Origin of the sequence: Chryseobacterium sp. UNC8MFCol, assembly GCF_000482305.1 — a bacterium.
In the GTDB taxonomy this organism is placed as follows: domain Bacteria; phylum Bacteroidota; class Bacteroidia; order Flavobacteriales; family Weeksellaceae; genus Chryseobacterium; species Chryseobacterium indologenes.
Genome location: NZ_AXUZ01000004.1, coordinates 496,898 through 518,684, shown reverse-complemented (window position 1 = coordinate 518,684; position 21,787 = coordinate 496,898). Strand labels below are relative to the sequence as shown.

Genomic DNA, 21,787 nt, shown 5'->3' with positions numbered 1-21,787 from the left:
CAAAATTGAGAAAGAGTACAAATCTAAAATAAGTCCGGAAAAAGTATCGTATAAAGCATAAAAAAGCCCGGCAGAAATGCCGGGCCTGATATTTATTTTGATCAATTACTCTTGTACTGCAGGAAGATTTCCGTTGCTTTTCTGTACCCTTTTATAAGTGAAACTACACATCATAATACTGAATTCATAAAGAATAAGTAATGGGAATGCAGCCATCAGCATACTTAAAACATCTGCCGGAGTGATAATTGCCGCTACCACCATAATTAAAACAATAGCGTGACGACGATATGTTTTCATAAACTTCGGCGTCAGAATTCCGATGCTGGTAAGGAAATAAATCAGAATAGGAAATAAGAAAATAACCCCCATCCCTAAAACAACCTGTAAAAACAACGTGGTATAATCACTTAAATCATAAAGAGGAACAATAATGTCTGAAATTTTAAAAATAACTCCAAAATTGACTGCGAACGGAAGAATGAGAAAATATCCGCATAATACTCCCGTCATGAAAAGCATCCACACGGCATTGATGATATAGATTGAATTCTTTTTCTCTCTCGGATGTAAAGCCGGACCGATAAATCGCCATAATTCCCAAACAATATACGGAAATGCCAAAACCATTCCTCCAAAAACAGAAACAGCCATCATGACATTGAACTGCTGATACAATCTCTGTACACGTACAGGAAAGTCCTTAGGAAGGTGAATGCTGTCTTCTCCCAGAATCATTCTTGAAAAGTGATTTACAATTTTGAAGGTAGGAAAATCATTTCTTGTCGGACCAAAAAAGATGTGGTCCATAATCCAGTTGATATTAAATCCAACCACAAAAGCTGCAATTACGATAGCAATAATCGAACGGACCAGGTGCCCTCTTAATTCTCCAATATGCCCAAGAAAGGACATTTCTTTATTATTGTCCATATAATAGAATCTATTTAAAATGCCGACCGTTGTGGGATAAGCAGTTTAAGTCTGCGAAATTATGAAATAATAATCAGTATTTAGAATTTATTACTTATGTTTTTTAAGTTTTGAGATAATGAAATTTTGTACTGTTTAAAAATCTAGACAACCGGACAAATTTCTTGCCCGGTTGTATAAATTTTTTAAAATAATAGGTTGTGTATTATTTTTCGAGGATCTCTAATACTTTTTCTGCTACATCACCTCCTGATTGAGGATTCTGCCCAGTGATCAGCCTTCCGTCTGCTACGGCAAAAGGAACAAAATCCTGGTCAGCTTTTACATAATGGGCACCTTTGCTTTTCAAAACATCCTCTGTAAGATAAGGCATATGATCAGCAAGTTCAGCTGCGATTTCTTCAGAATTTGAAAATCCGGTCAGTGTTTTTCCTTTGATCAATAATTCTCCGTCAGAAAGTTTAATATTGAAAAGCCCTACAGCACCGTGACATACGGAAGAAACAATTCCGTTGTTTTCATAAATCTTTCTGGCTATATCCTGTAAGTCTTGATTATCAGGAAAATCCCATACAACACCATGCCCTCCGGAATAGTAAATGACACTGTAGTCTTCCGGGATAATGTCTTCCGGCTTCAAAGTATTTCCCAATTTTTCTCTGAAAACGTTGTCCCCATAATATTTCCAGTCTACCGGCTGCACAAACATTTGTAAAGAGATAGGGTCCAGCGGTGTATAACCTCCTTTCGGGCTTACAAAGTCAATTTCATATCCTTTTTCATGCAGTTTCTCATAAAAATGAACGGCTTCACCCAGCCATAGCCCGGTTGCTCTATCCATATCAGGATATTTTTCTACACTGGTCACTACTATTAATGCTTTCTTTTTCATTTGTTTTTGTTTTAAAAATTATAATACAAAGATTGCATTTTTATACTGGTCAGAATAAGGATATAGGTCAAAAAAAAGATGTGACCTGGGTCACACCTAAGAATATAATCTGCTTAATGTCTCTCTTGAAACACCAAGGTAACTTGCGATAAGCTGTTTGGGCAAATGATCCATAAAACCGGGATACTGTTTTACAAAATCTTCATATCGCTCTTTAGCTGTTTTGCTCATCAATGAAAGGATTCTCTGTTGTAAGGCAACATACCCGAAGTTGGATTTTATCCTGAAAAAATGTTCCATTGCAGGCAGTTGTAAACAAAGAGCGTTTAAATTTTCATACGAAATAGCATATACTTCAGAGTCTTCTATACAATCAACAGCCAATGAAGAGATTTCCTGTTTAAAAAAAGCGGCAAAATCTGAAATCCACCAATGAGGAGCTCCAAACTGCAGGATATGCTCCTTCCCTGTACTATCAATGGTACTGCTTTTAACAATACCTTTTTCTATGAGATAAATCTCGTTTACAGGCTGATTCTCCTGTATCAGAAACTGCCTCTTCCTGAATTTCTTTTTGTCGAAAAGATTTTGTATCATTTCAAGCTCATCATCACTGATAGAGATGATCTCCCGGATATGCGTTTGCAGAAAATGGCTCATGGGTGAGATTAATTTATTCCTTCATCAAGTAATTTATGCAGGTCGATGATTCCAAAATATTTACCATTTTCGGTAACCACCAGCTGCCCGATATTATTTTCTTTCAAAATCTTCATCGCTTCCTTGGCCAAAGCTTCTTTTTCAATGGTTCTCGGATGAGCAGACATAATATCTTTAGCCAGAACTTTAGTGATATCTTCTCCCTTCATCAGCATTCTTCTTAAATCACCATCGGTAATAACTCCTATGATCTGATCATCTTTGGTTACCACGGTGATTCCATGGCTGGAGGCACTGATCGAAATAATAACATCTCTGATAGATGCTTCTTCAGCTACCTGAGGTTTCTGTGAAGATAAAAACTGTTCAACTCTTGAAGTAAGGTTCTTTCCTAAACTGCCTCCCGGATGAAACTTGGCAAAATCATTGGCTTTAAAATCATTAAGTTCCATCAGCGCTACTGCCAGAGCATCTCCCAATGCCATCTGAATGGTGGTAGAACTGGTAGGAGCGAGCTTGTTGGGACAGGCCTCTACATCAACATGAGTATTCAGGATAATTTCAGAAAACTCAGCAAGCTTACTGTTTTTATTGCCTGTCATTCCGATCAATGCGGAAGAATAGTCTTTTAAATAAGGAACAAGGTTGGCAATTTCAGGAGAATTTCCCGAATTGGAAATACATAAAACCACATCCTGTTTTTGAATAACTCCCAAATCTCCATGGATAGCCTCTGAGGCGTGAAGAAATTGTGATGGAGTTCCTGTAGAGTTTAACGTGGCAACAATTTTATTCCCCACGTGGGCAGATTTTCCTATTCCTACGACAATCAGCTTCCCTTTTGCCGAATGAATGATCTCTACGGCCTGTGCAAACTGATCATCAATTCTGTTTTTTAATTTTTCAAGCTCTGCAATCTCAATTTCTAAAGTAGTTTTAGCAATTGATATAATGTTGGTTCTCTCCATTTTACTTTGATAGGTATACAAAAAAGTTCTTAAAAAACGTTATATTTTAAAAAGAATATTTAATATAAATTTTATTTTTTATAAATTCGTTCGCTTTTATTTTAAGCAGAATTTTTATAACTTTGGGTTACATGCAAATTTAGCAATAGAAAATTAGATGAGCGCAAAAAAAGCCAATTTATCAGGCGAATTGAAAAAGTATTTTGGGTTTTCTACATTTAAGGGTCAGCAGGAACAAATCATAGGAAATCTCTTAAATGGGGAAGACATATTTGTTTTGATGCCTACGGGGGGTGGTAAATCATTATGTTATCAGCTTCCTGCTCTTATTTCGGAAGGCACGGCGATAGTCGTTTCACCCTTAATCGCGTTAATGAAGAATCAGGTGGATGCAGTCAACGGCCTTTCATCGGATGATGGGGTAGCACATGTATTAAATTCATCATTAAACAAGACACAGACAAAACAGGTTTTTGACGATATTAAAAGTGGAAAAACGAAACTTTTGTATGTAGCTCCGGAATCATTGATTAAAGATGACTATCTGGACTTTCTGAAAGATGTTAAGATTTCTTTCTTTGCCATTGATGAGGCACACTGTATTTCAGAATGGGGACATGATTTCAGACCGGAATACAGAAATTTAAAGCAGATCATAGACAAGATTGCCAATGTACCGGTGATTGCTTTGACGGCAACAGCAACTCCTAAAGTTCAGGATGATATCCAGAAAACTTTGGGAATGACCAACGCATTGGTTTTTAAAGAAAGTTTCAACCGGCCTAATCTATATTATGAGGTATGTCCGAAAGTAAATGTAGATAAAGAGATCGTAAAATTTATCAATCAGCACAAGGGAAAGTCAGGGATCGTATATTGCCTGAGCCGCAGAAAAGTTGAGGAGTTTGCCCAGCTTCTGCAGGTCAACGGAATCAATGCACTTCCTTATCATGCCGGTCTTGATCAAAAAGTGAGAGTAACCAATCAGGATAAATTCCTCATGGAAGAAGTGGATGTCATCGTGGCAACCATTGCTTTTGGGATGGGAATTGATAAACCAGATGTACGTTTTGTGATTCATTATGATTTTCCTAAATCCCTGGAAAGTTATTATCAGGAAACGGGAAGAGCAGGAAGAGATGGAGGAGAAGGTCATTGTCTGGCATTCTATGATCCGAAAGACATAGAGAAACTAGAAAAGTTCCTGGCGCAAAAGCCCGTTTCTGAAAGAGAAATTGGCCTGCAGCTCCTGAACGAAGTGGTAGGATATGCCGAAACTTCAATGAGTCGTAGACAATACATCCTGTATTATTTTGGTGAATCTTTTGATCCTGTCAACGGTGATGGGGCAAAGATGTGTGATAACTCTTCGAATCCTCCAAAATTGAAAGATGCAACAGCTGATCTGAATAAAGCTTTGGAACTGATTAGTGATACAGGAGAAAAATTTAAAGCCAAAGACCTGATTTCTGTTATTGTTGGAAAAGAAACAGCGGTGACGAAATCATATAAACTTGAGCAAAACGATCATTTTGGTTTTGGTAAACACGAAAAGGACAATTACTGGAAGACTATTCTCAGACAGGCAACGGTTCAGAATTTCTTGCAGAAAGATATTGAAACCTATGGTGTTATAAAGATTACTGAAAAAGGAAGAGCTGTACTAAAAGGAGAATCAAAAGACAAATTTTTAATAGCCGAAGACAGAGAGTTTGATCTTACACAGTCTAAAGCTGAAAGTGATCAGATACAGCAGCAGGCAGGTGGCGGTATGGATCAGAACCTGTTTGGTCTTTTAAAAGAACTGAGGAAAAAAGTAGCCAAGAAATATGGCATCCCTCCATACACCGTATTTATGGATCCTAGTTTAGAAGATATGACGGTTCAGTATCCGATTACGGTAGATGAAATTACCAAAATTTATGGTGTAGGAGAAGGAAAGGCTAAAAAATATGGTAAAGAATTCGCTGATTACATTAAGACCTATGTTGAGGATAACAATATAGAACGTACTCAGGATATGGTGTTGAAGCAGGTCGCCAATAAATCGAGCCACAAAGTTTTCATTATTCAGAGCACCGATAAAAAGATCGATCTTGAAGATATCGCAAGAGCCAAAAACCTTTCGATGGATGAACTCCTGAAGGAAATGGAAAGGATCGTTTATCAGGGAACAAAATTGAATATTGATTATTATATTGAAGATAATTTCGATGAAGATATTGTAGACGGATTTATGGAGTTTATGAACGAATCTGAAAGCGATAGCATGAAAGTATTGCTGGATGAATTTGGAGACGAACTTTCCGATGAAGAAGTAAGAATGCTGAGAATTAAATTTATCAGCGACGTAGCAAACTAAAGACTGAAATAAGAAAAAATGCACAAACAGGCTGTCTCAAACTGAGATGGCCTGTTTATTTTAGATTCGTCTACAGGACCAAAAAAGAGGATCAATAAAAGGAATATTTGACTCGTAACTAAACTTTTTAGTAACTTTAACTGATGAAAAAAATCTCTGTCATATTTATTCTGCCTGATCTGGAGACAGGAGGAGCGGAAAGAATTGTTACTACGATTGCCAATCATTTATCGAGGGACCGCTTTGAGCCTAAGATTTTATTGTTGCGCAAACGTGGAGGTTACCTTAATTTCCTGAAGAAAGATGTTGAGATCATTGACATCAATACAGAGAGAATCAGACATTCGCTGAAACCGATACTGGGAGAGATCTACAGAAGAAAACCGGATATTGTATTTTCAGGTTTCGGAGAGGTCAATGCTTACCTGGCTTTGTTTATCAAACTTTTTCCCAGAACAAAATTTATTGCCAGAGAAACCAATGTCGTCACGGAACACGTTACCAGAAGGGAAATCAAGTTTTTCTATAATTTTTACAATAACTATCAGAAAATCATTGCACAGAGTGACGATATGAAGAAAGACCTGATTGATAATTTTAATATTAAAAAAAAGAAAATTGTCAAGATCAACAATCCGGTAGATTTTGATTTTATTGAGGAAAAACTGAGAACTTCCCTAAAGCCTGAAGGTTTTAAATACAACTATAAAAATGTGGTAGCCATTGGTAACCTCTCGGCCAGAAAAGGTTTTGATAACTTATTAAAGGTATTTTCAAGACTTAAAAATGAAAATATCATGCTTCATATTTTAGGAGATGGAAAAGATAGAGACGTACTGCTGCAGATGAAAGAATTTCTAGGATTGAAGAATGTGATCTTTCATGGCAGACAGGATAATCCCTATCAGTTTTTAAAATATGCGGATCTGTTTATTCTTTCCTCAAGGTATGAGGGCTTTCCGAATGTGTTGCTGGAAGCCGGAGCTTGTGGAACCTATTCCTTAGCCAATAACTGCCCGGGAGGAATCAACGAGATTATCCAGCATAATGTAAACGGCGAAATTGCCAATATTGAAAATTATGATGATTTTGCACAGCAAATTATAAAAGTAATGCATGAGAATTATAATCGTGATGCGATAAAAAATTCGATCAGATCCCGGTTTTCAAAGAACATTATTTTGGATGAATATGAGAAGGTTTTACTGGATCTAATTAAAAAATAACCACAAAGGCTATGAAGAAAATGATATTCATTGTTTCTATGCTGATTTCTATAACGGCAATGGCCCAGAAAAGCCGGATTGCAAGAAAAGAATTGCTGAAAGCTTCTGTGAACCGGAAAGTCACCACTGCTGAAATTCAGGAAATAACAATGGCAGGAGGGCAGACGGCTCCCAAACATGTGCATCCGTGTCCTGTCGTGGGAATTATAAAATCCGGAGAAGCTGTTTTTCAGATAGAAGGAAAGGAGAGTGTTGTCCTTCACGAAGGCGATGCTTTCTATGAGCCTAAAAATGTCAATATTCTTCATTTTGACAATGCTTCAAAAGAAAAACCATTAGTTTTCACAGCAATTTATTTGAAAAAAGGTCAAGAAGAAAACATCCGGTTTTTGAATCAATAGTTGAGAATAATGTTGAATAGTCATTTTGCCTTATTTATACTTTTGAGGATAAATTCTGGCTGATGCATTTTTAGTATATTTGCCCTTCAAAAAAAGGATAAAATGAAAACGATTCCAAAAATAGGATGCGCCTGTGAAACACCAGACTACAATTATACTGAATTTAGAAGTTCGGAACTGGGTATTGATCACACCAACGGAAGATATGGAGAAGTAAGTATCCAGCAGTGTAAATTATGCCAAAGAATATGGGTCCATTATTTTGTCGAATATGAACATTATTCCAAATCAGGAAGATGGTATAAAGGAATTGTTTCGAAAAAGGACCGTGCACAGATAACCCCGGAAAACGCTGTGGAATATCTGGAAAATCTTGAATGGTATGTCTATGGAGGTTCGTTTTTTGAAAGTTTGGGTTCCATAGGAAACGGACCATTGAGGTTAGGTTGATAACCGCCTTAAGGTATTTAATTTTTTTTGAACTCAAAATTGATAAAACTCACTTTGGTGCTTGGTAATTTATATGTAAATTTGTGAGAGTTAAGTTAGATAATAATAAACAAATTCATAAAAAAACATGAGTCAATTCGATGTTACCGTAATAGGTTCTGGTCCTGGAGGTTATGTAGCTGCTATCCGTGCAGCACAGTTAGGTTTCAAAACAGCAATTATTGAAAAATATTCAACTTTAGGCGGAACTTGTCTTAACGTTGGATGTATTCCGTCAAAAGCACTTCTAGATAGCTCTGAGCATTTTGAGAATGCAAAACACAATTTTGCAAGCCACGGAATTCTGATTAATGACCCGCAGGCCGATATTCAAAGAATGGTTGCGCGTAAAAACGAAGTGGTAGATCAGACTACGAAAGGGATCAACTATTTGATGGACAAAAACAAAATCACTGTTTTTGAAGGAGTAGGAAGTTTTGAATCAGCTACTCAAATCAAAATTACAAAAAATGACGGTTCTTCTGAAACGATTGAATCAAAATATACAATCATAGCAACAGGTTCTAAGCCTTCTTCTTTACCTTTTATCTCTCTTGATAAAGAAAGAATCATTACTTCTACTGAAGCGTTAAACCTTAAAGAAATCCCTAAGCATTTAGTGGTGATCGGAGGTGGAGTAATCGGTCTTGAATTAGGATCTGTATACTTAAGATTGGGAGCTCAGGTAACGGTAGTTGAGTTCATGGATAAAATCATCCCTGGAATGGATGGAGCTTTAAGCAAAGAATTGACTAAAGTTCTTAAAAAACAAGGTATGAAGTTTATGCTTTCTACAGCAGTTTCAGGTGTTGAAAGAAACGGAGATACTGTAAAAGTTACCGCTAAAGATAAAAAAGGAGAAGAAGTAGTGGTAGAAGGAGATTACTGTTTAGTTTCTGTAGGAAGAAAACCTTACACTGACGGTCTTGGTCTTGAAAAGGCAGGTGTAGAGCTTGATGAAAGAGGAAGAGTAAAAGTAAACGATCACCTGCAAACTAATGTAGCCAATATCTATGCTATCGGTGACGTTATCAAAGGTGCTATGCTTGCTCACAAAGCAAGTGAAGAAGGAACTTTGGTGGCTGAAATTTTAGCAGGTCAAAAACCTCACATCAATTATAACCTAATTCCTGGTGTTGTTTATACATGGCCGGAAGTTGCAGGAGTTGGAAAAACTGAAGAGCAGCTTAAAGAAGAAGGAGTAGCTTACAAAGTTGGAAACTTCCCGATGAGAGCATTAGGAAGAAGCCGTGCAAGTGGTGATGTTGATGGTTTTGTTAAAATCATTGCTGATGAAAAAACAGATGAGGTTCTTGGAATGCACATCGTAGGAGCAAGAGCTGCTGACCTTATCGCAGAAGGAGTAATCGCTATGGAATTCCGTGCAAGTGCTGAAGATATCGCCAGAAGTTCTCACGCTCACCCAACCTATGCAGAAGCCATTAAAGAAGCTGCACTGGATGCTACGGGTAAAAGACCGATTCATATTTAAGATCTGATTACATTTTTTAATCATTTAAATACAAAAGAGAAATCATTTATGGTTTCTCTTTTTTTGGCATAAAAATGGACGGCCAACTACGAAAAAAGACATGAAGAAAATATTTATAAGTTTAATGATGATAGCGGCTGTTACTATAATGGCACAGGAAGCAGGAAAGGCAGGAGAATTGCTGCGAAATGAAGCTTCTGCCACAGCTATGAGAACCCCTGAAACACCCGGGATGAAAAATAGAAGTCAGGATCGTAATTCTTTAGATCCACGAAATAAAAATAAGAACCCCGGATATCAATGGAACCGTAACTACGGTTATGCTGAAGTCTTTTTACGCATTCCTGAACAAGGCTTTTTCACTGTTGAAATAGGGGATCAGATGATGGCAAACAGTTCCGGGAAATATCGTTTTTTTGACTTGCAATCGGGGAGGATGTCTATCTCCATCTATGCAAACGGCTTCCTGATGTACAGAACAACATTGATGCTTCGTAATAACAACCGGATGGTGCTCGATTTCTTTACTAATGAAGGATTGTACCTGTTAGATTCTTACCCTGTGCAGGGACAATACAGTTTTAATGACTGGAATGACGTCTGGAATAATCCGTACGGAAATTCTTCCGGAAACTGGAACAATTCAGGAAATGTAATGGATAACGGAACATTCAGGCAATTTTTTGAGACGTTAAAGCGAAAAGAGAGTTTTGATGAAGGTAAAATAGCCATGATCAATCAACAAATGCGTACTTCCATGTTTACGTCTGCACAGATAAGAGACCTGGTAAAATCAATGAGTTTTGATAAAAATAAGCTGGCATTAGCCAAATCAATGTATCGTAATTGTGTAGATACAAACAAATATTTTGTGGTATATGACGCTTTTGATTTTGAAAACAGCAAACGGGAACTGATGGATTACATTTCCAGATTATAGGCAGTTTCCACAGGCATAGAGTCATATCATTATAGTACCATTAGCAGATAACTAAGGCAGATTTATTCATGCATTCGTGGCAAAAAAGCTAAGAAAGTATCTGTATATTTTACTAAAAATAAAAAGATACCAATGATGTACAAATAAAATGTAATATATTGTTGAAAAGCAAGCAGAAAATCTACATCATTTTCATATGATCATAAAATTTTGAACTTTTTACCGGTGCAATATTGAATTGTATGCCGAAGGTTACTCCTTTAAAATATCTATCATCATGAATAGGGATGGCATATCCCGTATTGAGAAAAAATATATTGAATAGCGAAATGCCAATTCGTGGTTCTATCGAATACTGATTAATTGATGCGCCATACAGCTGACCATTGTTGCTATAATAAATGTGGGCTTCAGGCATAAATTTATCGTTATGGTTGATGCGGGTATAAAGGACAGAAGGACCAAGGATGACAGATTTATATCTTGAATCTCCGATTCTGAAGTCTAATCCGGCCTGTATCACATTTCTTCCTGTATACCGGTAGCCTAGATTAAAGGCTGTTTTTTCAAAAACCTGAGCATGTAAAGCCCATGCAGAAAGAATGAATGCTGCGATCCAGAATTTTTTCATGTGTTAGATTTTTATTCAAATGTACAGGTTTTATCGGCTTGTTGAAAGATTAATGATAGCTTTGAAAAGATTAGGTCATGTTTAAATAGGTTGAAATCTTCAAATTTCCGTACCTTTGTCAGCTAATTTTATCATCAATGCAACTCGGAAAAACCCAAAGTTTAGAAATTTCAGAAAAAATTAATTCAGGATGGATCCTTACCGACGGATCCGGTGAAAAGGCATTTTTACCTAAAATCTTCATTCAGGAAGAAAAAGAAGTAGGTGAGTATGTTGAGGTTTTCGTTTATCAGGATGATGATAAATTAAAGGCTACCACCGAAATTCCTTTGGCCGAAGTAGGGGAATTTGCTGTAATGAGTTGTGTGCAGAGTCTTCCAAGCGGAGCCTTTATGGATTGGGGAATCATTAAAGATTTATTTATCCCGTACAAACAGCAGAAAACCAAAATTATTGAAGGGAAAAGATACCTGGTTTACATTTATGTAGATAAGGATATGGACCTGATTACTGGAACCACAAAGTTCAAACGAAATCCTCAGTATCAGGATGTTCCTTTTCAGACCGGAGATAAAGTAGATCTCATTATGATGAATGAAAGTGAGCTGGGCTGGAACGTTATCATTAATAAAAAATATATCGGCCTTATCTACGCATCTGATGTATTCAAAAAGCTGTACCCTTTATCCGAAGAATCAGGATACATTAAAGCCATTCGTGAAGACGGCAAGATTGACGTGTCTTTACAACCCGACGGTTTTGAAAATATTGATGAATTCAAACAGAAAATTCTTAATAAACTGGAAGAAAATTACGGCCTTTTGTACGTATCGGATAAATCTTCTCCTGAAGAAATCAAAGACGAACTTCAGATGAGTAAAAAGAACTTCAAAAAAGCCATCGGAGGACTTTATAAAGATAAAATTATTGATATTTCAGACGATAAGATCAGGTTGTTATAGTCATATTGCTTACAAACAGGTATTTAAAGATATTTATAAAAAAGAGATTGCCCACAGCAGTCTCTTTTTTTTTCGTAACCTATGGTTGTACATAAAAACAAAAACATGATGCAAATCATAACAAATTTGTTTAATTTTTTTGTTTAACAATTTTGTCAAAAATGAAAAAAGTGTAATTTTGCACAAATTTGTTTAACAAAAATGTCAAATCAAGCAAAAAAAGACCAAACACAGGAATTGATCAAGGAGACAGCGAAGAATTTGTTCTTTGTGAAAGGAAAATTTGATGCTACTACGCAGGAGATTGCCGATGCAGCGGGAGTTAACAGAACTCTGATTAATTATTATTTCCGATCAAGAGATAAGCTGATTCAGATCATCTTTGATGAAGCCCAGAAAGTAGAACAGGAAAAGTCTACTATTATTCAGCGATCCGATCTGCCGTTTAAGCAAAAGATCAGCAAATTTATAGAAAGCAGCCTTGCTACAAGTCTTCAGTACCCATATCTGGAAACCTATATCGTTTCACAGATTAATAAAGAGACCTGCCACAGCAGAGAAATTGAAGAAGATGTTCTGGAAGAGCTGTACAGCGATATTGAAAAAGAAATGGAATTGGGAAATGTAGAGAAAATGGCACCCGTTCAGTTTGTTCTGAATATGGTTTCATTATTAGTCTTTCCAAGTGCTATAAGACCCTTGTTTATGGAAAATCTGATGATCAGTGATCAGGAATATGATAAAATTATTTCGGAAAGAAAAGAGATTATCATCAATATGTTGTTTAAAAATTAAAAAAACTAAAGTATTTCTGAAAATGATTCGTCATTTAGAAAAAAATAAAGACTGAACTGAATAAGAAAATAAACGAAGTATAAAATTATGAAAAGAAAACGTATAACTGCTAAAAAGCTAAAAATTGGGATAGCTGCAGCATTTATGATTTTCAGCTTTTCATCAGTGTCTGCTCAGCAGCAGGTTTCTCTGCAGGAAGCAATCAAACAGGCACTTCAGAATAAGGCAGAAGCTAAAAAAGCGGCCTTACAGGTTAAAAAAGCTGAATATAAGATTGATGAGGCCAGAGCCGGGGCTTTACCTCAGATCAGTGCTACCATCAGTAACACTTACAACCCCATTTTGCAGAAATCTGTTCTTCCGGGAGAGATTATAGGAAAGCCGGGTGAGCTTATTCCGGTTGCTTTCGGTACAAAATGGCAATCTGTAAACGTGGTAACTCTTAATCAGAATATTTTTGACCAGCGGGTTTTTATTGGCCTTAAAGCCGCAAAATCAACAAGAGAGTTTTACCTTTTAAACTCTGAATTAACGAATGAGCAAATCATTGAAAATGTAGCCACAGCTTATTATCAGGTTTTTGTTCAGGAAGAGAATCTTAAAACTGTTGAAGAAAGTTATGCCAATACGGAAAGAGTAAGAAATGTTATTAAAAGTCTGGTAGATAACGGTTTGGCTAAGCCAATTGATCTCGACCGTACCAATGTTCAGCTTACCAATATTAAATCCAATAAGCAGCAATTGATCAATGCCGTTGAAGTTTCAAAAAATTCGTTGAAGTTTTATATGGGTGTTCCTATTGAGAACTCAATTGAGCTGGAAGAAAAAGAAATTGTACCCAATCCTGAACTGTTAGGCACAAACGTGAATCTGGAAACCCGTTCTGAGTTAAAAGTTTTAAACAAACAAAGAGAGCTTTTAGAATATAACAAAAAAGCAACGGTAGCCAATCTTTATCCTACTGTAGGCCTTTCAGCAAATTACGGATGGCAGGGATTAGGAAATAAATTCCCCTATGCAACAGGATCAAGCCAGGGAACAAACTGGGGAGATTATGCATCAATCGGAGTCGCTATTAAGATCCCTATTTTTATGGGTGGTGCTACCAAAGCTCAGATCCAACAGGCTGAAATTGATATTCAGGATCTGGATCAGGATATCCAAAACAAAAAGCTTAACCTGAGCCTGGATTATAAAAATGCCATTACCAATATGGAAAATGCCATTATCAATATCCAGAGCATGAAGGATAATGTGGATCTGGCGGAAAAAGTACAGAAAAATACTCAGTCTAACTACCAGTACGGTTTAGCAACACTTACTGAGGTCCTGGATACTGAAAATGCACTTACCCAGGCAAAACAGAACTATGCCAATGCACTACTGGACTATAAGCAGGCTGAGATCAAAGTCATTAAAGCAAAAGGAGAGTTAAACACACTACAAAACTTATAATAAACAATGAAAAAAACTTTAATATATATCATCGTAGCCGCTGTACTCGTAGGTTTAGCTGCTTATAAAATTGCCGGTAACAAAGAAAAACAGACTCAGGAAGTAAAAGAAGTTGCCAAGCAGGTAGATAAAATCAATGTCAATATCGTAACCGTTTCAAGAGAAAATATTGACACCGACTATTCCGCAAACGGAACATTTCTTCCCAAACAGGAAATGAACCAGGCTTCTGAGATTTCCGGCCGTATCGTTAACGTGTTGGTGAAAGAAGGTTCCAGAGTAGGCGCAGGCCAGGTATTGGCTACCATCAAAAGAGATGCGATTGAAGTAGATGTGGCTCAGGCTCAGAATAATTTGCAGAACGCTATTATTGATAACCAACGTTACGAAAACGCCTATAAAACCGGTGGAGTTACCAAACAACAACTTGACAACTCGAGATTGCAGCTTAAAAATATGCAGGCTGCCGTAAGAGCTCAGGGAGTAAAAGTGAATGACACAAGCATCCGTGCAGGGATCAGCGGAACGATCAACAAAAAGATGGTAGAGCCCGGAACAGTGGTTTCTCCGGGGACAGCGATGTTTGAAATTGTGAATATCAACAGCTTAAAACTTTCTGTATTAGTGGATGAAAGCCAGATCGGAAGAATACAACTTGGGCAGGAAGTGCCAGTTAAAGTGAATGTGTTACCTGAAGATTCTTTTTCGGGAAGAATTACATTTATCGCTCCTAAAAGTGATGCTTCTTTAAATTTCCCGGTTGAAATTGAAGTTCAGAACAGAGGAAATTTAAAAGCAGGAATGTATGCCACAGCAACATTTAAGACAAACCATGGTGCGGAAACTCAGAATATGCTGACAGTGCCGGCAGAAGCTTTTGTAAATGGGGTAAGCTCAGGACAGCTGTTTATCGTTGAAAACGGAGTTGCTAAGATGATCAAAGTAACCGTAGGAAAAATCTACGGAAATAAAGTTCAGGTATTAAGCGGATTGAACGGTGGCGAACAGGTAGTAACCAGCGGACAGATCAACCTGGATAACGGATCTAAAGTGAACATTATAAAGTAGAAGGTCTATGAAGTTAGCAGAAATATCGATTAAAAGACCCTCGCTGGTAATTGTATTATTTACAATTCTGACGCTGGGAGGTATCCTGAGTTATACGCTCATGGGATACGAATTGATTCCGAAATTCGAAACCAATATGGTAACCATTTCTACAGTGTATCCCGGAGCTTCACCAGCAGAGGTGGAAACTTCGGTTACCCGAAAGATTGAAGATGCCGTGGGTTCTCTGGAAAATGTAAAAAAAGTAGAATCTTCTTCATACGAAAGCTTATCCGTAATCATGGTTCAGCTGAACAATGGTGCAGATGTTGATTTTGCTTTGAATGATGCACAACGTAAGGTAAATGCTATTTTGGCAGATTTCCCTAAAGACGTAAAAGCACCATCACTGAATAAATTCTCACTGGATGATTTACCGATTATTACCATGAGTATCTCATCCGATAAACTGAACAGTAAAGACCTTTATGACCTGTTGGATAAAAAGATCGAACCTATTTTCTCCCGTGTAAACGGAGTTGCAAAAGTAGATCTTGTAGGAGGTCAGGAAAGAGAAATTCAGGTGAATCTTGATGAGAAAAAATTACAGGGGTACGGCCTTTCTATTGGTGATGTACAACAGGCAATTCTTTCCTCAAACTTAGATTTCCCTACAGGAAGTTTGAAAACCAGAACGACGAAATCTACGATCAGACTGTCAGGAAAATATAAGTCGATTGCAGAAATGAACAGCCTGGTGGTTTCCAATAAAAACGGGGCTCAGGTCCGTTTATCTGATGTGGCATCGGTTTTTGACTCTCAGAAAGATGTTGAAAAAGTAGCAAGATTCAATCAGTTTCCGACGATCTTAATGCAGGTTAAAAAGCAGTCTGACGCCAATGCCGTAGCAGTATCTGAAAGTATTCGCAAAACCATTAAAACTGTAGAAGAAGCATATAAAATTCAGGGAGTAAAAGTAAAAGTGGTAAACGATACCACAGATTTTACCCTGGAATCAGCAAACCATGTAATTTTCGACTTATTCTTAGCGATTATCCTTGTGGCTATCGTCATGTTATTGTTCCTTCACAGTATCAGAAACGCATTTATTGTAATGGTTTCCATCCCGGCATCATTGGTAGCGGCGTTCATTGGAATGCACCTGATGGGATATACGCTGAACTTAATGAGTTTATTGGGGCTTTCCCTTGTGGTGGGTATTCTTGTGGATGATGCAATTGTAGTACTGGAGAACATTTACCGTCACATGGAGATGGGTAAAAGTAAGATCAGGGCAGCCTACGACGGAGCTTCGGAAATCGGATTTACCGTAGCGGCGATTACCCTTGTAATTGTGGTGGTATTCTTACCGATTGCGATGAGTTCAGGGCTTGTTGCCAATATCCTGGCTCAGTTCTGCGTCACCGTAGTCATTGCAACCTTACTTTCATTGTTAGCATCATTTACCATTATTCCTTGGTTATCATCAAGATTTGGTAAACTGGAGCATTTAACCGGTAAAAACTGGTTTGAGAAATTTATCTTATGGTTTGAAAGCCTTATCGACAAATTTACTCACTGGATTACTGACATCCTTGAATGGTGCTTGAAAACAACCTTAAGAAGAGTTACAACAGTGATTGTTACCTTTATTATTCTGATAAGTTCATTCCTGTTGGTGATCTTCGGTTTCATCGGAGGAGAGTTTTTCCCACCGATTGACCGTGGTCAGTTCTTGGTTCAGATGGAGCTTTCAAAAGATGCCACAATTGAGAAAACTAACCAGTTGACATTAGATGTTGAGAAGTATTTAAGAAATGATAAAGATGTTGTAGACTTGATTACTACAGTTGGTCAGCAGTCAACAGGTTTTGGTGGAGCCCAGGCTACAACGTATCAGTCGGAGGTTCAGGTAAACTTAACCGATAAGTCTGAGCGTTCTGAAAGTACAAACATCAAAGCTGCAAAAGTAAAAAGAGCTTTAGAAGAGAAATTCACAGGTGTCGAGTTCAAGACAGCTCCAATTGGTATCATGGGAGCGGAGAATGCTCCGATTGAAATGGTAGTAACAGCACCTGATAATGCAACCGCTGTAAAAGAAGCGACAAGAATTCTTGAATTGCTGAAAAAAGTTCCAGGAGCAGTGGATGCGGAATTATCTACAGACTCTGGTAACCCGGAAGTACAGGTAACGCTTGACAGAGATAAAATGGCTTCTTTAGGCCTGAATGTTTCCAGCGTAGGACAGACGATGCAAACAGCATTCAACGGAAATACCGACGGAAAATTCAAAGCCGGAGAATATGAATATGATATCAATATCCGTTTCGGAGATCTTAACAGACAATCTATTGATGATGTTAAAAACCTGATATTTACCAATGCTCAGGGGCAACAGGTTCGTCTGACCCAGTTTGCTGATGTTAAAATGGGCTCAGGACCGAGTTTGCTTGAACGTAGAGATAAATCTCCTTCCGTAAAAGTAAGAGCTAAAGCCGTAGGTAGACCTGTAGGAGATGTTGCCAACGAATGGGCAGACAAATTTATGAAAGGTAAAAAACCTATCGGCGTAGATTACATCTGGAGTGGTGATATGGAAAACCAGCAGGAAGGTTTCGGTACTTTAGGGATTGCATTAATGGCGGCTATCGTATTGGTTTACCTGGTAATGGTGTCACTGTATGACAGTTTTGTATATCCGTTTGTGGTATTATTCTCTATTCCGCTGGCAATGATCGGAGTAATGGTAATCCTTGCCCTGACAGCGAATTCATTGAACATCTTTACCATGCTGGGGATGATCATGTTGATCGGTCTTGTAGCGAAGAACGCAATTATGATCGTTGACTTTACCAATGCAAGAAAAGCAGCAGGTGCAACCACTCATGATGCATTGATCCAGGCCAACCACGCCCGTCTTCGTCCGATCCTGATGACAACGATTGCGATGATCTTCGGTATGTTGCCGATCGCATTGGCAACCGGAGCAGGAGCGGAGATGAATAAAGGTCTTGCATGGGTAGTTATCGGTGGTCTGACATCGTCTTTATTCCTGACCTTGATTATTGTACCGGTAGTATACTCCCTGTTTGACTCTATTTTAAGAAGAATGGGTAAAGACAATAAAGTAGACTATGAAGCTGAAATGAAAGCCGATTACGTACATAGAGAATTAAATGAAGACGGATTTACTCCTAAACATTTAGACAAATAAAATCAAACCTTATTAATTAACCGAAAGCGCCTCAGATTTTCTGAGGCGCTTTTTAGTATGTGTTGTAGAATAAAAAAGACAAAAGATAACCTGTAAGTATTGGCTGAAAAGATATGAGTTGTGAATTTGTAATATTTTATGAAGACAAATCACAAAAAAACTCACAACGTTTTATAATGCAATATCATATCAATAGGAGCGGGTTTTAGACCGCTTAATAAAATAGCATGGATATTGGCTTTAGCCTAAACATACTATTGTGTCATTTTTTAATGAAAAAAGCTTTCGGAACAAACCAAAAACTCCAAGAAAATTTGAGAAATTTTTGCTAGCCGCTAATACTCGGATACTAATAAATTCCCGTACTAATGTCTAATTTTATTCTTGTGTTGCAAAAAAAAAGACTTCCGGAATCAGCCGAAAGTCTTTGTATATTTTTATATGAAAAAAAATTAATCTGCCATTGCCTCTCCGGACTTTCTGTAGATGAAGTTTCCATAGATATGTCTTCTTGCAAAACGGCTTGGTGAGTCAGCGTTTACCATTTTAATGTAGGTATTTCTCGGAACTCCCATGTATTCATACATATTTCCGTTCAGATGCTGAACCGTCAAAATCGATTTTTCAAGGTAAAAATCCTGAATATTAGATTTTGTAATCGTTTCAGTATATTCTTCTTTATACTTTTCCTGGGTCTCAGGATTAATGCTTACCAAAAAATGATAGGCTTCAATCACAGACTTGCTTTTTTCTTCAGCTTCCTGCTTTCCTGTTTCGTCATTGATAAATTTATCAGGATGTGTATCTTTCATCACATTTCTGTAAATCGTTTTTAATTCTTTTAAAGTAACGTTTTTATCTACTCCAAGAAGTGTTCTGTGCTCGCCAATTTTTTTCATAGGGGTCTATCCTTATTTTCGGGGTGCAAAATTAAGGTTTTTAATTGAGAATATATAAGTTTTTGATTATTAATTTATTATTCTTTTTCGTAGATGATAGCAATAAATTTAGCAGGAACCCAATCCCCTTTTTTACTGTTCTTATCTTTTAAGTCTTTGAATAAAGTATAAGGGCCATTGATTGTCATTGTATATTGATCACGATTTTGTAAATTGAAAGTATTTGCAGCATAAGAAATACTGAACTCTTTTCCTTTAACAATTTTTTCAATTTGTGGTCTTAAATAACCATCGATAGCCTTAGGATGAAGAAAGGTATCATTTTTTGGAAATTGTAATTCAAAAGATCCTTCATAAAGAAAAGTGGGTTTGTTTACGTATAAAGTTTTTTCTTGTTTTAAAATTTTTGAATTGAATTTATTGAATTCCTGTTCACTTTTAAATTCCTTTTCATACCATTTATAGGTTAAAGGATATTTCTTAGCCAATTTTTCTAAAATTGAAACATCAAACTTATAGCTTTTACCATTAATATGAGCGTTGTGAAGAGCCGGACTGATGGAAACCTGATGAAATTGTTTATTCGCTTTTGTCAAGATAATGTTGAAGTTGTTGTGCTCCCATTCGTTTTCGGAACTGGCACCATATTCAACAGATTCGAATAGGGAATCCACGACTTTTTTATCTGTAATAAAAAAATTAAACTTTTCGTAAGTTTTATTTTTATCCCATTTAACATACATTCCAATTATTTTTACGGAGTCTGTTGTCGTTATCTTATCAGATTTTAAAAGCTTGTTTTGGCTATAAATATTTTGAGTTAATGCTAGAATAATAACCAGAATAGTTTTCTTCATTTGTTGTTTTATTTAAGTTTTTAAGGTTAGTGATTTCCGTGAAAATAATCATAAGCAAATCCTTCTAAATCTCCACTTTCAGCGATTAGATTATTTTCTTCGTCAAATATTTTAAAACTCTCTTGTGAATTTCCAATACTTGCAGAACCGTCCAAACCTAGTAAGATAGTATAAAAAGTATCTGTTACAAGATCAGAAATTATTGCTTTTAATTGTTCGGTTTGTATTTTATTTAATTTTAATTCTTCAATTTTTTTTGAAATAAGAGTTCTATGGTCTGACTTAGTTTCAAAAGTTGAATCGACAATGTTTTGTTTTTCTAAATAGAAATTTTTTACAAACTCTTCAGCTGTCATAATTCTTAATATTAATTATTTATTCGATTGGCTAATTACTTCATTTCAATATCAACAATTCTTTTTCCCTCCTCACCAAGATAATCAATGATCAGTTTTTCATAGGCTTTAGCTCCTTCGTCAGTATTGGTAAGAATCACCAGTCCTTGTTTTGTTTTAGGAATAATAACAAACAACGTGCGTACCCCATCATCTGAGCCTCCGTGAGATAAGGCGATGTTTCCATTTCCAAGGTTGTAGATCTCAAAACCTAATCCAAAATATTTTCCTTTTTCTGATGCGACCTGACCGGTTTGCATTTCTGCAAAGATCTTTTTTGAAAGACCTTCACCATTCATTACACTGATGAGAAAATGACCGTAATCTGACACAGTTGTCATCAGGTCATCCGCACCGCTGGCGGTTTCTCTTTTTACCGGATCATAGGGTTTTCCATCTTTATCATAGCCGGTAGCGATACGGGAAGGGTCGGTATTGGGTCCCCAGATATAAGAAGTATCTTTCATTTTCAAAGGTTTGAAAATAAGTTCTTCTCCGAGTTGGCTGAGTGGCTGGTGGAACTTATTTTCCAATGCTCTTTTCAGGTATTCAAAACCTTCTCCCGAATACTGATATTTTGTCCCCGGATCAAACTGAAACCCTAATTTTCCGTTGGGATTCAAAATGCGCCAGTTCGGGAAACCTGTCTGATGGCTTAACACAATTCTGGTCGTCAGTTTTTTATTCCTTGGATCCTCAGCAATATCCGGATCCGTCCAATAATGATAAAGAGGCTCATCGATATCCCATTGTCCCTGGCTGGCCAGTTTTAGAGCAACCATTGCTGTAACCGGTTTTGTTAATGAAGCAACATTGAAACGCGTATTATCAGGTGAGGGTATTCCTTTTTGGTAATCTCCGTATACTTTTGCTTTTTCGAGCTTTCCATTCCTGATGACTCCGAGTCCAAGGGTAGGAATTTTACTTTCTTTTAACCATTGTTCAAGCTTATAATACTGTTCTGATGAAGATGCCGGTTTCGTGATCTCTTTCTCTGTTTTGCCAGTTTGAGCCCATAAGCTCGAAAAGCTAAACAGAAGACTAATGCTGAGGATAATAGATTTCATTGGATGGGTTATTTGCAACACAAATGTACATCAAATTTTTGCAGATCAACCTGAAATAGCGGCAAATAGTATCCAATAAAAAAGCAGGAGAGAACTCCTGCT

Annotated in this window: 20 protein-coding genes; 11 read left to right on the top strand and 9 right to left on the bottom strand. The window is 37.0% G+C overall.

The window, feature by feature from the left end:
* Positions 1-105: 105 nt before the first annotated feature.
* From tatC to M030_RS0105630, 4 genes are all read right to left on the bottom strand, one after another.
* On the bottom strand, positions 106-933 hold the full coding sequence (gene tatC, locus M030_RS0105645) for a twin-arginine translocase subunit TatC (RefSeq protein WP_027372604.1): 828 nt from the start codon (positions 931-933) through the stop codon (positions 106-108).
* Between the two features lie 205 nt (positions 934-1,138).
* Positions 1,139-1,825, bottom strand: coding sequence for a type 1 glutamine amidotransferase domain-containing protein (locus M030_RS0105640; protein ID WP_027372603.1), 687 nt, complete (start codon positions 1,823-1,825; stop codon positions 1,139-1,141).
* Positions 1,826-1,921: 96 nt separating this feature from the next.
* The gene (locus tag M030_RS0105635) at positions 1,922-2,485 is read right to left on the bottom strand and encodes a Crp/Fnr family transcriptional regulator (RefSeq protein ID WP_027372602.1); all 564 of its coding nucleotides are present in this window, start codon (positions 2,483-2,485) and stop codon (positions 1,922-1,924) included.
* Positions 2,486-2,493: 8 nt separating this feature from the next.
* Positions 2,494-3,453, bottom strand: coding sequence for an SIS domain-containing protein (locus tag M030_RS0105630; protein ID WP_027372601.1), 960 nt, complete (start codon positions 3,451-3,453; stop codon positions 2,494-2,496).
* Positions 3,454-3,610: 157 nt separating this feature from the next.
* Between M030_RS0105630 and recQ the strand changes: the two genes are divergently transcribed.
* From recQ to M030_RS0105600, 6 genes are all read left to right on the top strand, one after another.
* Positions 3,611-5,815 (top strand): DNA helicase RecQ, encoded by a 2,205-nt coding sequence (gene recQ, locus M030_RS0105625; protein WP_027372600.1) that lies wholly within the window; start codon positions 3,611-3,613, stop codon positions 5,813-5,815.
* Positions 5,816-5,958: 143 nt separating this feature from the next.
* Positions 5,959-7,041 carry a glycosyltransferase gene (locus M030_RS0105620; protein WP_027372599.1) on the top strand — a complete coding sequence of 361 codons (1,083 nt, stop codon included), beginning with the start codon at positions 5,959-5,961 and terminating at the stop codon, positions 7,039-7,041.
* An 11-nt stretch (positions 7,042-7,052) separates the two neighbouring features.
* On the top strand, positions 7,053-7,442 hold the full coding sequence (locus M030_RS0105615; RefSeq protein WP_027372598.1) for a cupin domain-containing protein: 390 nt from the start codon (positions 7,053-7,055) through the stop codon (positions 7,440-7,442).
* Positions 7,443-7,544: 102 nt separating this feature from the next.
* Complete coding sequence (locus M030_RS0105610; protein WP_027372597.1) at positions 7,545-7,892, top strand: hypothetical protein; 348 nt, start codon at positions 7,545-7,547, stop codon at positions 7,890-7,892.
* Between the two features lie 127 nt (positions 7,893-8,019).
* A complete protein-coding gene (lpdA, locus tag M030_RS0105605) occupies positions 8,020-9,423 on the top strand; it encodes a dihydrolipoyl dehydrogenase (protein WP_027372596.1) in 1,404 nt (467 codons plus the stop codon).
* Positions 9,424-9,523: 100 nt separating this feature from the next.
* A complete protein-coding gene (locus tag M030_RS0105600) occupies positions 9,524-10,363 on the top strand; it encodes a DUF4476 domain-containing protein (protein ID WP_027372595.1) in 840 nt (279 codons plus the stop codon).
* A 181-nt stretch (positions 10,364-10,544) separates the two neighbouring features.
* Here the strand turns inward: M030_RS0105600 and M030_RS0105595 are convergent, their stop codons facing one another.
* Positions 10,545-10,994: a hypothetical protein gene (locus tag M030_RS0105595; RefSeq protein ID WP_027372594.1), complete on the bottom strand. Its 450-nt coding sequence runs from the start codon at positions 10,992-10,994 to the stop codon at positions 10,545-10,547.
* A gap of 137 nt (positions 10,995-11,131) precedes the next feature.
* On the opposite strand from M030_RS0105595, the gene M030_RS0105590 reads away from it, so the two are divergent.
* The 5 genes from M030_RS0105590 to M030_RS0105570 all read left to right on the top strand — a co-directional run bounded on the left by M030_RS0105590 (position 11,132) and on the right by M030_RS0105570 (position 18,467).
* Positions 11,132-11,956, top strand: a complete 825-nt coding sequence (locus M030_RS0105590; protein WP_027372593.1) for a S1 RNA-binding domain-containing protein — start codon at positions 11,132-11,134, stop codon at positions 11,954-11,956.
* 201 nt (positions 11,957-12,157) lie between these two features.
* Positions 12,158-12,751, top strand: coding sequence for a TetR/AcrR family transcriptional regulator (locus M030_RS0105585; RefSeq protein ID WP_027372592.1), 594 nt, complete (start codon positions 12,158-12,160; stop codon positions 12,749-12,751).
* A gap of 87 nt (positions 12,752-12,838) precedes the next feature.
* Positions 12,839-14,206 carry a TolC family protein gene (locus tag M030_RS0105580; protein ID WP_027372591.1) on the top strand — a complete coding sequence of 456 codons (1,368 nt, stop codon included), beginning with the start codon at positions 12,839-12,841 and terminating at the stop codon, positions 14,204-14,206.
* 6 nt (positions 14,207-14,212) lie between these two features.
* Complete coding sequence (locus M030_RS0105575) at positions 14,213-15,274, top strand: efflux RND transporter periplasmic adaptor subunit (RefSeq protein ID WP_027372590.1); 1,062 nt, start codon at positions 14,213-14,215, stop codon at positions 15,272-15,274.
* 7 nt (positions 15,275-15,281) lie between these two features.
* The gene (locus M030_RS0105570) at positions 15,282-18,467 is read left to right on the top strand and encodes an efflux RND transporter permease subunit (RefSeq protein ID WP_027372589.1); all 3,186 of its coding nucleotides are present in this window, start codon (positions 15,282-15,284) and stop codon (positions 18,465-18,467) included.
* A 452-nt stretch (positions 18,468-18,919) separates the two neighbouring features.
* On the opposite strand, the gene M030_RS0105565 is transcribed toward M030_RS0105570, so the two are convergent.
* The 4 genes from M030_RS0105565 to M030_RS23775 form a co-directional block, all read right to left on the bottom strand.
* Positions 18,920-19,366 carry a KTSC domain-containing protein gene (locus tag M030_RS0105565; protein WP_027372588.1) on the bottom strand — a complete coding sequence of 149 codons (447 nt, stop codon included), beginning with the start codon at positions 19,364-19,366 and terminating at the stop codon, positions 18,920-18,922.
* Positions 19,367-19,443: 77 nt separating this feature from the next.
* Complete coding sequence (locus M030_RS0105560; RefSeq protein ID WP_027372587.1) at positions 19,444-20,223, bottom strand: hypothetical protein; 780 nt, start codon at positions 20,221-20,223, stop codon at positions 19,444-19,446.
* Positions 20,224-20,249: 26 nt separating this feature from the next.
* Positions 20,250-20,579 carry a hypothetical protein gene (locus M030_RS0105555; RefSeq protein ID WP_027372586.1) on the bottom strand — a complete coding sequence of 110 codons (330 nt, stop codon included), beginning with the start codon at positions 20,577-20,579 and terminating at the stop codon, positions 20,250-20,252.
* Positions 20,580-20,614: 35 nt separating this feature from the next.
* The gene (locus M030_RS23775) at positions 20,615-21,685 is read right to left on the bottom strand and encodes a serine hydrolase domain-containing protein (protein WP_051584898.1); all 1,071 of its coding nucleotides are present in this window, start codon (positions 21,683-21,685) and stop codon (positions 20,615-20,617) included.
* Positions 21,686-21,787: the final 102 nt, after the last annotated feature.